The organism is Asticcacaulis sp. SL142 (assembly GCF_026625745.1).
In the GTDB taxonomy this organism is placed as follows: Bacteria; Pseudomonadota; Alphaproteobacteria; order Caulobacterales; family Caulobacteraceae; genus Asticcacaulis.
On the sequence record NZ_CP113061.1, the window covers coordinates 1,674,974 to 1,687,137 of the forward strand.

The 12,164-nt window shown below is 57.5% G+C and carries 9 protein-coding genes; 3 read left to right on the forward strand and 6 right to left on the reverse strand.

Annotated features, from left to right (window positions below; all coding sequences use genetic code 11):
• Nucleotides 1–29 precede the first annotated feature (29 nt).
• The 3 genes from OVA03_RS07705 (at nucleotide 30) to OVA03_RS07715 (ending at nucleotide 2,587) form a co-directional block, all read left to right on the forward strand.
• Nucleotides 30–200 (forward strand): hypothetical protein, encoded by a 171-nt coding sequence (locus OVA03_RS07705; RefSeq protein WP_267527540.1) that lies wholly within the window; start codon nucleotides 30–32, stop codon nucleotides 198–200.
• Nucleotides 197–913: a hypothetical protein gene (locus OVA03_RS07710; RefSeq protein ID WP_267527541.1), complete on the forward strand. Its 717-nt coding sequence runs from the start codon at nucleotides 197–199 to the stop codon at nucleotides 911–913. Before OVA03_RS07705 ends, OVA03_RS07710 begins: the two co-directional genes overlap by 4 nt.
• 96 nt (nucleotides 914–1,009) lie before the next feature.
• Nucleotides 1,010–2,587, forward strand: coding sequence for a hypothetical protein (locus OVA03_RS07715; protein ID WP_267527542.1), 1,578 nt, complete (start codon nucleotides 1,010–1,012; stop codon nucleotides 2,585–2,587).
• A 394-nt stretch (nucleotides 2,588–2,981) separates the two neighbouring features.
• Here the strand turns inward: OVA03_RS07715 and OVA03_RS07720 are convergent, their stop codons facing one another.
• The 6 genes from OVA03_RS07720 to OVA03_RS07745 all read right to left on the reverse strand — a co-directional run bounded on the left by OVA03_RS07720 (nucleotide 2,982) and on the right by OVA03_RS07745 (nucleotide 12,149).
• Nucleotides 2,982–4,910, reverse strand: coding sequence for a pYEATS domain-containing protein (locus OVA03_RS07720; RefSeq protein ID WP_267527543.1), 1,929 nt, complete (start codon nucleotides 4,908–4,910; stop codon nucleotides 2,982–2,984).
• Between the two features lie 3 nt (nucleotides 4,911–4,913).
• Nucleotides 4,914–6,200 carry a caspase family protein gene (locus tag OVA03_RS07725; RefSeq protein ID WP_267527544.1) on the reverse strand — a complete coding sequence of 429 codons (1,287 nt, stop codon included), beginning with the start codon at nucleotides 6,198–6,200 and terminating at the stop codon, nucleotides 4,914–4,916.
• A complete protein-coding gene (locus OVA03_RS07730) occupies nucleotides 6,197–7,342 on the reverse strand; it encodes a hypothetical protein (protein ID WP_267527545.1) in 1,146 nt (381 codons plus the stop codon). The genes OVA03_RS07725 and OVA03_RS07730 overlap by 4 nt, the downstream gene beginning before the upstream one ends.
• Before the next feature lie 138 nt (nucleotides 7,343–7,480).
• The gene (locus OVA03_RS07735) at nucleotides 7,481–10,024 is read right to left on the reverse strand and encodes a CHAT domain-containing tetratricopeptide repeat protein (protein WP_267527546.1); all 2,544 of its coding nucleotides are present in this window, start codon (nucleotides 10,022–10,024) and stop codon (nucleotides 7,481–7,483) included.
• 400 nt (nucleotides 10,025–10,424) lie between these two features.
• Nucleotides 10,425–10,805, reverse strand: coding sequence for a hypothetical protein (locus tag OVA03_RS07740; RefSeq protein ID WP_267527547.1), 381 nt, complete (start codon nucleotides 10,803–10,805; stop codon nucleotides 10,425–10,427).
• A 45-nt stretch (nucleotides 10,806–10,850) separates the two neighbouring features.
• Complete coding sequence (locus tag OVA03_RS07745; protein WP_267527548.1) at nucleotides 10,851–12,149, reverse strand: ParB/RepB/Spo0J family partition protein; 1,299 nt, start codon at nucleotides 12,147–12,149, stop codon at nucleotides 10,851–10,853.
• Between the last annotated feature and the right edge of the window lie 15 nt (nucleotides 12,150–12,164).

A 12,164-nucleotide genomic window follows, 5' to 3' on the forward strand; every position in this document is an offset into this window, starting at 1 on the left:
TCAGGTCAACGGGTGGAAGGGAGCTTCGAATGTGGAAGGGCCACACGCAAGCAGAAATTGCGTCAGTGTTTGCGGATCTGTTCCCCGAGGCTGGTGCGGTTGTCGATCCGCTGGCGAGCACGAGCCTGCGTTTGCAGGACGCGGATTCCGCGCGACGGATCGCCGGTGTCTACTGGCTGGCGGCTTCGCTCAGGACATGAACTTCGATTTCGAGTGCGTCGTCTACCAGTTCTACAATACCAATGCCTTTTCCGCCTACCGGGACGGCGTGCACTGGACAGGGATATCGACTGGTCTGCTGTACGCCCTGGCGGAGCTGGCCTTTCGCGTTGCCGCCACCTTTCCTCTGGAAGACGAGACGGAGCCGCCTATTATCCTGACGGGTGCTACGGGCGCCGGCTTTCGCTATAGTGAAGCGGATTTTGAGCGCGGCGTGGAACTCGGGGAGCGCCTCTTCAAACAGGCGGAAGCCTTCGGGATGACGCGCATGCGCCTGATGAACACCATCTGGCTGGATGCCCAGACCCTGATCTGGCGCCACGAACTCTTCCGCGCGCCCCTCGGACATACGCGCTTCCTGGACGCCAATCTCGGCTTGTCGGCGATCGTTGAAATCGCCCACGGGCTCCCGACGTCAGAGGACGAGGATGTCGACGTCAAAGGCGCGCAGACGAGATCTATGGTCAGGGCGATCGCCGCGACCGAACCACTACGCAACCAATGCTTACCGGAAACTCTGAACCCCATCTCATTCCCCTTCACAAAACTGTCGCTTGTGCGACGTCGTGGGGAGGACGCGGGTCATGTGAAAAACCGCATGTGCGGTCGTATTTTTTTGCTCTGCGCCGGATCCAGCCCTGGGTGTCGCCCACCGGCGAATGTAAAATCGGTGAACTGGACAAGCGTCAGCTGAGCATCAAGACCGCACCCCCTTGAAGTTGTATTTTGATGTACGGGCATCTATAGTTTGCCTATCGTCCCGGAGGCTTGTCGCGGCCTGGAGGCTTGGATGACGGCGGTAAGGTTTGATGAAATTAAGCAGGGCTTCGCCATCTGCACTGAACGGTTCAGGTCGTACAGAGCACATTTTGAAGAACTGGAGATTGATGGTGCTGCCCAGGATCAGCCATCAGGTGTAGTTTTGAACTCTGAGTTTCTGAAAACTCAGATCGCGCCCAATATGGTCCGCCAGTTGGAGGCGACCTGGAGCCGCGTTGTGGCGTCCAGATGCGATATTTCCGGGAATTCGCTGCCGGTATCTTCAGCCTGCGAGCTGAAAATCGTCGACAATCTTTACAAATTCGTCGCTGAGATTTCTCCGTCTCCGAACGGAGGCTCGGCTCAGATATCTGTTTCCACGGGGTTATTGTTACAAATTGATATTATGGCATCTGTGTTGGGAGTAAGCCTCACGGGGGGAGGTCAATCCGTCAGATGGAGCCGGACGCAGTTTTCCAAAGACCTGGAAAATTTCCTCGGGGTACCATACTATTTAAGTTACTTCTGCCGCTTCGTCTCCACATCCACAGAAGATCAGGAAGATGTCTGGGCTAAGAACGTCGAATATTCGCTGGAATGGATTGTGCGCCACGAACTGGGACACCTGATCTGCGGGCATCTGGGCTATTTCTCAACACTTGCGGCGAATATAATCTCGGAGCAGGTTCCGCTTCAGCGGTTTACCGAAGAAGAAATCAACTACGGATCCTCCGTGCCGCTTGTAAGCTATACCGCAGAGCTTTTAGCCGACAGCTATGCGACGCTGTCTATGGCCCTGGACATTTTCGGGGGATACCGGCTTGACGAAGATGATCTCGGCCGCGGCCAGAGGTGCAACGTGATTATGCACTCACTCGCGCCCATCCTTTTCGCAACAATCGTTCCGATCATGCTGTTCCAGCTCCCGGAGATTATTGACTGGCGGAATCGAGGGCAGCACGTGAGCTCCACTCACCCCCGCGTTCTGGCGAGATTTGTCGGCGTCTCGGTTATACTATCGTTTCTCGTAGAGCCTCCGAGCGACATACGGTTCGATCCCGTCGAATGGAAACTGCGAAGAGCCATCGTGGACGTCTATGAGGAGCCTCAGTGGTATTTCCTGGTGAACCGGACACTTTTTGGCGGTATTTCGACAGGCATTAACGCCCTTTCAGGAAACGGGTTACTGGGAGGCGAAGAGAAGGAAGAATTCCGGCGTGGTTGGAAAGCCCTCCTGCGCGAGACCTTCGGCTACCTGAAAGCCGGAAGGTTCGCCTATTTCCCTGAGACTGGTCCTGACGAACAGGCAAACACCTCGCTCCTGACAATTCGCAGTGCCTACAGGGAATGGTCGGCTATCATGCAGGCCGCCGGCCGGCGTCTCTGTGGATTTTTTGTCGGCCATCTGGATTCGACGGTGATCAACTCAAAAGGCCTGGTCGTCGATCCGGCCTATTTCATTTTAGATGATCTGCTGGGAAAGGCCCAGCAAACGGCGACGGGGACGTCGGAGTTTTTTGGCCATTCTACCGAACTGGAATTCACGAACGGTCAAAAAATGGCAGACCTGATTATTGCCTACGATCAGAAAATCGCCGACGCGAAATAGCCTCGAAGAGCATCAGCCTTTGTAGCCATGCACAGATAAGCAGCCGGTCGTCTCAGGGGGGGGCGGCGGCGCTGCGCCTTGATTCGACCTGCGCTTTCTGCCGCTGACCCGCGGGAAGATATCCAAATGCCCGGCGTTGATTACTTCGTACCCGTTCCCGGCTTTCGGTTTCAAAAACGAGCGGTCTTATGCGATGTTGTCCTCACGCGACGAAGAGGAATAACGGTGGCGAAGAAGCGATAATTCAGGCTCCGCCCGTCGCAACGGGTGCCGGATCGTCGGAGAATTGATAGTACTTACTGGTCGGGCGGGCTTGCGTGTCCGACCAGCGCACTACTATATGCAACACCTATGGGTTTCGGCTTTGGGGGAAAATAACGGTCATCAAGGTCAACTATCTTGCCGTGAAGCCCGTCGTAGCTCCTTGTGCTGTCGACAAATCGAGTTCGAGCCTCGTTTTTCCCTCATCAGCGACCACTCCGACTGTAAAGGCCCCCCAGGCAGGTACCTTGAGCCTGGCTTTTCCCTGCTCGGCCTGTACCTCGATGATCCGGCTTGGATAGGTCGGGTGCAGATGAAATTCCACATTGCCAGTCATAGATGCAGTGCCATCCAGACTTTCGACTAATACTTCGACCTCGTACCACTCTCTGTCATCGGTCGGGAATATAAGTGCCTTCACGCGACGGCCATTGGCTTCGGAACGGCCACCGAACCGTCCTTTGTTCGGATCGGTCGAGCCGATGAGATCGCCGATTTGTCCTTTGTAGAGAACAAGATCATTTTTCGGGTCGATCTCACCCTTCAGATTACTCCGCTCGACAACCCACGCGAATGTGGCACCGCTCCAGCTCTGGAACGGAACCTTGGAACGCCAGAGCCCAAGTTCGCGTTTTGCCAGAGCGCGCATAGCTTTGGTCGTTCCATCAGACGACAGCCAGACCAGAAGATCGCGCAGGATTGAGTTTGATTCGGCGAAATAAACAGCGCCCAATCGCCTTGCCTGGCTTAAAAGCTCAACCGTGCGGCTTAAATTTCTGCCTCCAGCTTTCGTGGAGAACCACCAGCCGGTCAAAACAAGAGCATCAGGAATCCAGGGAAATCTCGCGGCCAGCGGCTGGCACCAGCTGCAGTCGACATCCCATTTATGACGACGGATGGCGAGCCCGAGAACGATCGCCGCCCAGGGGTCATAAAGACTACCGTCGCGCACAGAGGGTAGCAGTTCATTCGCGGTCTTCTTCACCGATTCAGAAACTGCCAGAACGTCGCGCTCATTTGCTACCACCAAGGACTGTATGACAACGCGCAGGCGCGAGTCTGACGGTTCAACGTCAAAGTGAACCTCGTAATTGGAAAGCCCTTCGCCCGTCAAAGTGACACGAGTGCCCCCCGAATATAAGGGCACCAGAAACCGGGTAGATTTGCGGTTGATGGCCGCGACCGTAAACCTGACCTTTGCACCCGCTTCGAAGTCTACCGGCTGGGGGCCTCTCCCAGCTGGTGGTATCTCAAATGTAAGCCGCCCGAAATTCTGGTGTACATGGATCGGCCACTCACCATGGTAAGGCTTCCACCCGCCATACTTAAAAGGACTGGTATCGGAAGCCACACCAACGGATAGAGGTCCTTCCGGTACGTCGTGGATGAACATCATCCCAAGGGCCTTTCCCTCCTTTGAGGGGATGAACCTGGCTTCTACAGCGCTGCTCCTGACAGACGCTGACCGCTTTTGCTCTTTGCGTGAAAAGCGGTTCAGAGATTTTTCAAGGTTGCTTACGTTCAGCTCCGGCTTCGACTCCCGAGTGGCTTTGCGAGCCGTGGACCTGGCCATCAATCGCTTTGCGGTAGCCGTGGCCGTCGGGCCAGCCGATTCCAGCACCCTGATGCCCGGGCTAAAGCCGATAATATCGTCAACGCCCTGCGCACCGGGCAGTCGCCGGCCTTGGAACACCCGGCGCGTCGCCAGCTCTGCCCGCTCAACCGATCTTTCAGCAAAGGGACCTTCTGTATGGAATGTCAGCGGCGAGTCGACGGCTGTGAACGGCAGGGTCTCAATCGCTGCAATGACAGGACCGGCCTTCACATCGTCGCCCAGCACGACATGACCTGCGCCAGGTTCCACCTGCCGGACCTCCGTCGCATTACCCAGGCGGCGCCATACGACGCTTACATCGTCGTCGTCCGGAATGTCCACCGTGCACAGTCCAATGTCCGGCGTCAAAAGGTCCGGCGAAACCAGGCTTTTGCCGGTCCGGTTGGAAACCACGTGAAAGCTGACGACACCGTTGGCAGCTGGAGATTCGATTCTGATTTTTCTCATGATTCAGCTCACATCGTGCACAACAACGGGAGTTACGCGCATTTCGGAGATATCGACTGCGGTTTCGCGGTCGGGATTACGCCAGGTTTGTCCGGAGGACGCAGAAACCCCATCTTCAAGCACCCTCCATGACAGACGCATACGGTGCGACCCGAACGAAGCCTTGGGCCACGCGATGAAGATACCATCCTTCCACCCACTGACTGATGCGCTTCCTGAATGATCGTCTATGGTCAGTGCAAATATCTGCGGATCCGGCGGTATCGTCGATGCGACAAAATTAAGGGAAATAGCCGACGTCAGTATGTCGGCAGGCGAAAACCTGATGCAGACCGGTACCTTCGGTGACGAGGAAAACTGCACAAGCGGCCCGCGAGCAACGGGCGTGTAGACCGGCTGTGGGTTGAATGGCTTCCCGTCGGCCCAAAGCGGGTTGAGTCCGTAAAGGAGCTTCATTCTTGAATGCAGATCGTCGAGCTTGACGCCCCAGTTGCCGACACCGGTGAAGTTACAGGCAGCCGCTCCGTCGAGCGCCTGCACCAGAACCTGCGTAAACCTACCGCCTACCTTGTGTTCGTCATCCCACGCGAGAGCGCCACGCGGACCTGGCACCAGAGCGTAGACATTGGTGTTTTCATCGTCCGGACCGGGCGGCAGGATTTCGACCGGATCGCGAATTATCTTCTGTTTATCAGCTTCCGCCAGATCCACCTCTTTGATGACTTCCTGGCAAGCGTCGATGAAAAAGCACCCCAATGCCACCGAGGATCGGCGGTGAAGCCGGGCGGCTTCCACCAAGACATCGACATGCGGGTTCCAGGGCCGGCTTGCCTTGCTCTTAACGTCTGACAGGAAAACCATCATGCGGCTTGGCGTCGCGACACCATGCCCGCAAATATAGAAGACAGCGACATTGTCGGGTGTGGCCTGGAGGTGTGTCGACCAGCGCAATCCCGCCTCTTCAACATTATCTTCGGCAGCCCCCTCGACCGATGCGTCGGGGCGAGGATCGACCGCACCTGCGGCCGTTAGCGATCCGTCGGGGGGAAGGTATGTTGCCGGCACGCCGCCCGGCGGGCTCAGCAACAGATCGAGTGTTGCCAGTCGCGGCGTCAGCGCGTCCGCGTGTCGGATCAGACAATCAGCGAACGCGATCGCCCCGCGGACAGCGCTTTCAAGATCGGGCGGATCAAGGCCCGGAAGAGCCAGGTGCGGATAACTTCCGACACCGATCACCAGTGCATGGGTGCCTTCCTCTCCGTCCAGCTGGCGCTCGAAGACAATCGTCATGCAATGATGCCCAGACCTTTGGCCCGCTTGCGAAGCCGCTCGAAAAACTTGGGCCGCTTGAAATATGCCGTATGAGCATCCAGCAGGCCCACGGCGGAACTGAACTGAAAATCCTCCACACCGGCAAAGATAGAATCGCAGCGGAACGAGAGGATGTCGACCGGATCATAGACATTCCACCAGTCTTTGATGCCGGCAGGGAACGCGGCACGATCCGGCTTCCCAATAGCCCTGTCACTCACCACGAACAGCTTGTGCTCTTCGAAGAATCCCGGCTGAGACCCTACCGTAACGAGCAGATCGATTTTGTCGGCAAGAAGCTCGGCTTCAGCCGGATCGGAGAGCATATCGATCAGGATTACCCCTCCCATGCTGTGGCCCACGACGACGACAGGTTCACCCGCCTGCTTGTCGGCATGAGCCTTCAGCAGAGCTTTCCGAACGCAATCCCTAATATCCTTGCGTTTGGAATCATCTTTGAGATAAGCAAAGACATCACCGAGAAATTCGCCCACCAAGGGATTGAGGTCGTCCCTAAAGGCAGCCGTCAGTCCTACACCGACGAGATTGCGTGCCCGATTTGTAACGCCACTGACAGCATCCTTCAGAAACGACACAACGCCTACTCCGAAAGCCGACGACCCGTTGGACTGAACCTTCTTCTGGAGGGCAAGTGTGAAGCTTTCGTCCGTCATCTGGCTGTTAATCCAGGATGTGTCCGGGGACGTGCTCAGATATCTGGTCGTATCCACGAAAAACTGCAGCTCGTCGGCCGTGAGATCGCGATCTGCCTGCACTGCCTTGTCGACCATATTGACAACAAGGGCATCGACCGCGGCTTCCAGACTGACCTTGGCGAGATCGGGCAGAGCTTTCGAAGGCGCGACGCCTCCTTCTGCTGCCGCACCGGATAAACCCAGCGCCTGCCCCAGGCTGAAAGGCGTCGCCGGATTTCCATATTTCGGCATGCTGTCATTCTTCCAGTAGGGCTCACCGACCAGATCGCCCCACTTTGGATTTTGTATCATCACGGGGCTGCCGGCGAACGCAGCCTCCTTGAAGAACATATCTCGCTGACGTTCTTCCCTTAAGTAGTTAGGATTTGATCGCGTTGCCACGCCATGTACGAACACCAGTTGCATGATTGCCTCCCTTGGCCGCCGCTATTTATGTCGCGTCCGCGAGGAATATCAACTCAGTGGCATTGGAGCGGCGCTACAGCCAGAAGATGCATCAGCGATTCGGCGTTTGCAACCCCTTGGGATATAGACTTTGCTGTCTTAACCCAGAGCCTGCACTGCGGCGGAAAGATTGCGCGCATATAAGCGCCAGCCGGCCCAGTCCCTAACGGGGAGCCCGCTCTTTCGCATCCGCATCTGCGTGATATGAAGCGCCTCAGCTGTCGGAAAGTCATCCAGAACCTGGTAGAACTGCGCCATAAAGGTTGAGGTTTCCGCGTTCCCGACGGGCCACAGGCTGGCTATGACGGCCTGGACACCGGCCTGAAGAAAGCCACTCGCCAGGCTGGCGGCGCCCTCGCCCTCCAGGACCTGCCCAGTACCTGTCGAACAAGCCGACAAGATCACCAGGTCCACGCCTCGGAGATCAAGTGTCGCAACGTGACGTGCGGTTAGCCGTTTATTCTGGTTGTTATTCGGAAAAAGCAGAGCAGCGCCGCTGAAGGCGTCGATCGTCGAACCTGGCGCTACATCGCCATGAGCAATTATGTGAACCCTTTTCGGGCGGCGCGAAAGAGCGGAGATAATATGATCGGGAGTCGCGTCTCCGTCATAGAGTTCAACGGCATCAGGTCCGCGTGCTCGCCCGAGCTCCTGCAGGATGTGTGCTGAGCCTGCAATTTTTCCAGCACTGCCCCTGATGAAATCACCGCTCGCAACAAGTAGTGCCGGTCCGGGCGTATGCGATTTGGCCGTGGTGACGCTGCCCCAGTTGCCTTCGATGTCGGCAGCCGGAAAATCCGGATCGCACAAAATGAACGGAATACCCGCCGGTAGTCCGCATTGCATCGTGATAAGTCTGGCGTTCCCGCATAGCGACCTGATCTTCTGGAAGGCTGACGTCAGCCCACGCGGCGCCGACACGGCTTTGCCGCTCAAAATATTTCGGCCCCAAGTCTCCATCTGACGATTGAAACGACCGGCATCACCCAATGCAAGCAATCGCGTACCGACGGACTTGTGGTGGAGAACACATATGACGCGTGCGCCCTCCCATTCGGTCGACCATGCACTAGGGTCACGGGGTGCGACCGGCGTAAAAATGCGCAGAAAGACGGCCAGACAGATACCGACCGGCAAGTCCAGGGCGTCCGAAGGCGGTTGCTCCTGCGGGTCTTCGCGCGACGCAGCCGCAAAAGCATACCTTGCGGCACCCGAGGTCAACAGCGCGGCATCCAGTATGTCGCCGGCGCCGCATTCGCCAAGCGCGGCGAGCGTCAGACCGGCATAGGCCTGGAAAGCCTCCACGCTGAGACGCTGGTGCGCTACCAGTTCCAACGGAATATCCTTGCGCACGACGCGTTTCAGAACAAGGCGTTCCATTTCCAGGACGTGTCGAAGATGTGAGCGGGCGCCAGCGGTGTCCCCCATGCGATGGAGCAGGGCGGCCTCGGTAACTTGTTGGTTGAGCAACGACGGGTGATCGGCCCCGTAGAATGCCAGCAGGCGGGGACGGGCCCATTTTATGAGGCGCAATGCACGACGGTGATGCCCCATCCCCGCTATGGCACCGCCCAGGTTCCAGGCAACATGCGCCTGTGAGAGGAGATCGGGCTCTTCAAAACTGCGATATCCTGCCAGAGCTGCCAGAAAATGGCGCCGCGCAGGCTCAAACTGCTTGAGAGCACGAAGGATGACGCCGCGGGTTGCGTACGATTTCGGTGAGACAAGGCCGGTGCTTTCTGCCTCGTCCACGCGGGCAAGCGCAGCGCGTAAATGCTCTTCATCTTTCAGGAATTCGCCGATCTGGTGATCATAAGATGCCGCATCCACGGCCACATCGAACAGTACTTGGCCGCCGAGCGGGCGGGCAATTTCCAAAGCCGCTTCAAAATCTGAACGGGCTCGACCGTAGTCCCTCTCACGGAGATAGAGGGTAGCCCGTTTGGCGAGAAGATAAGCCTTGAGCTCCGCTGTGCCTTCTCCCCCAAAACATTCAAGCGCCGCCGAAAAGGCGCGGTTGGCCTCGTCGCGATTGGCCATTTCCGATTCAAGCGTCGCGAGGGAACCATAGGCGTTGCCGAGAGTTTGACGAGAGGCCTGACCGGAACGAAACAGCCGGATGGCTGTCCGTATCCTGCGTCGCGCCCGGCCATGCAGGTTTTGCTGGAACGCTGTGGCCCACAACCGTTGAAAGATACCCCCAAGACCAGTCAGGTCCGATGGCATCAGACGCCGGCGCAACTTCAGGGCCAGCCCAAAACAGATTTCCGCACGCACTGACTGCTGCTGCTGTACGAGCGCGTCACCAAAGACCTCCCAGAACGGAACTTCGATCCGTCCGTTCCATTGCCGATATTGCCGGACGTAGGGCCACAAGCCTGCCAGTGCTTCGATGGCCATCTCGCTCTTCCAGTCCGCGACAAGCCTTTCCGCAGCTTCGATCTCGTCCTGCAGAGCGTCCAGCGCATTGGATTGACAGACCCCGGCGGACTCCGGATCGTCCAGAAGAGTTTCCAAGGTCGCAAGCAGTGCCCAAGCCCGATGGTTCAACGGCTCCGCGCGCACAAGTGGGGCCAGGAGGTCCATCGCGCGGTCAAAATTCCCGTCGGCAATCGCCTTGGCGGCGTCGGCATGCAGATCCATAATTCGCCCTGTCTTCTGACCTCTGGCCGAGGACAGGCCCGCTCGGTCTGCGCGCTCTAAATCCTCTCTAACTACTTTGATAGGAAGACGACGCCGCTGTCATCCTTTGAAACGTGGATACCGAAGCCCGTACTCAGAGAGGCCAGAAATTCGGCCGGATCACGTGTTTTGAAGCGGCCTCCAAGCCTTATGGTTTCAAGGCTCGGGTCCAATATGACGATCTTGTTCGGGAGATAGCGGTTATATTCCGAGATCGCGTCCGGCAAGGGGGCCACCTCAAACCGCGAACTTTGGATCGATCCCGCGCCGTCTCCGGATGTAAAAATATGGAACCTGGCCGCTATTCGGCGGCGACAGCGATATCTGGCGGCGGCGGATCAGTTGCGACTGGCGGTGCCGGTTAGCGAATAAGGGCCGATACTGACTGCCATTTTTCCAGTGTGGTGAATCGGCGTTCCGTATAGGTCGCGGCGGGGAAGCCGAGCCATTTCGGTACCCAGTGTTCGACCTTTTTACGGTGATTAGCGCCGGTCAGAAAGTCAATTATGATCCCCTTCTGAGTTTTGATTTTCTCCGTCACATTGCCATCGGCCACCCGTTTTCCACCGACCTCGCGCAACAGGGCACTGACCACCTGACGGTCACGGATCAGATTGAAAAACACATCATCAGGTGCCCAGACCGTGCGCATATCGACCGCCAGGTGATTACCCACGGCCTCAACCACGGCGCTCCCGGCCATCAGGGTTTCGCCCATAACTACGGCCAGAATGCGCAACACCTCATCGTCTGAAAGCGTGAGCAGACGGGCAAATATCAGGCAGGTCTAATAGTCATCGCCGTTCCCGCCGGACAGGTGATCATAGTCTTTCGGGACATCGAGCAGAGTCCGCGCCGTTTGCGAGCTTTCGGCAAACTGCGCCTCCGCAGCACTGTCAACCAGGCTGATCCGCATGGCCTCGCCCCGACTGTTTTGCGGCTCTGGCTTTACCTTCCACAATGGTGAGCCATTAATGGCATGAGCCAGCATCAGGCGTAACGCCACACCGCTATGACGGGCCAGTTCAGCGCGAACGGCGGCGTGACGATGCAGGTCAATATAGGTCTGCATCGGGCCTGACACTTCGGGACGCAGAGACTTTGGCGGGCTGTCAGGGTCGGTGTATTCTCCTCCCGAACGCTTGCGTCTGGCTTCCTTACGCGACAGAAAGCCGGCATGAATCTCGACGTCACCGTGCGCACTCACGGTAATAAAAATCTTCCCGCCTTCGGTCATCGGGGTTTTCTCAAACTCCCATGAGGCAAAGGGCTCTCCGATTTCCAGAACCTCGACCTCTGCCCAGCCGTCCTCAACAAGCTGATCTCTGCGGGCGGCAATGGCCTCATTCTGCGCGATCCAGAAGCGATCAGCATCGGCAAAATATCCGTCCTCACCAAACAGATCGGTGACGATCTGCCCCTGATAGGTAGCGAGGTCAAACAGGGCGGCTTTGGTCGAAATCGACGCGCCGCCGAACAGCCAGGCTTTCAGTTGGGCACCGGTCGGGGCGTGGTTTTCAGGGTCTGACCAGAGGGCCAGCCACCGCTTTTGCTGAGATCTGGTGGCCAGGGTGAGGTGGCGCACGGTGACCCCATTAATCTCGTCGGCACGATAAAGCTCACGAATACGGGGCACAAGATTGCCAAGGGCCAGCACCCGCCGGACATGGAGGTCCGTCACACCAAAGGTTTGGGCAATCTGCTCCACGGTTCGTCCTTCTTTCTGAATCAGGCGCGTAAACGTCTCCCACTGGCTGACCTCATCGGGATCAAGGCGGGCGATATTTTCGATCAGCGACGCCTCAAGGGCGGCGGCATCATCGCCCGCCTCCATGATCGCGCAGGGCAAAGGCTCAGACACGCCGCCCTCCTCGATCAGGGTTTTGACACGGAACCAGCGCCGCCGTCCGGCGACGATTTCAAAGCGATCAGGCTCGGCCGATTTGGGCCGCACCAGCAGGGGCACAAGTATACCCCGCGCCCGAACGGAGGGCAGAATGTCGCTGACATCAGGGGCCTTCCTGCCATGACGCATATTCAGTTCGGATATGTCGAGTTTATCAAACGCAATGTTTTCGAGTTTCATAACAGTTCATCCTTT

Coding starts and splice junctions, on each gene's coding strand:
- OVA03_RS07720 (WP_267527543.1), bottom strand. CDS start 4,910: ATGAGAAAAATCAGAATCGAATCTCCAGCTGCCAACGGTGTCGTCAGC.
- OVA03_RS07745 (WP_267527548.1), bottom strand. CDS start 12,149: ATGAAACTCGAAAACATTGCGTTTGATAAACTCGACATATCCGAACTG.
- OVA03_RS07715 (WP_267527542.1), top strand. CDS start 1,010: ATGACGGCGGTAAGGTTTGATGAAATTAAGCAGGGCTTCGCCATCTGC.
- OVA03_RS07710 (WP_267527541.1), top strand. CDS start 197: ATGAACTTCGATTTCGAGTGCGTCGTCTACCAGTTCTACAATACCAAT.
- OVA03_RS07705 (WP_267527540.1), top strand. CDS start 30: ATGTGGAAGGGCCACACGCAAGCAGAAATTGCGTCAGTGTTTGCGGAT.
- OVA03_RS07730 (WP_267527545.1), bottom strand. CDS start 7,342: ATGCAACTGGTGTTCGTACATGGCGTGGCAACGCGATCAAATCCTAAC.
- OVA03_RS07725 (WP_267527544.1), bottom strand. CDS start 6,200: ATGACGATTGTCTTCGAGCGCCAGCTGGACGGAGAGGAAGGCACCCAT.
- OVA03_RS07735 (WP_267527546.1), bottom strand. CDS start 10,024: ATGGATCTGCATGCCGACGCCGCCAAGGCGATTGCCGACGGGAATTTT.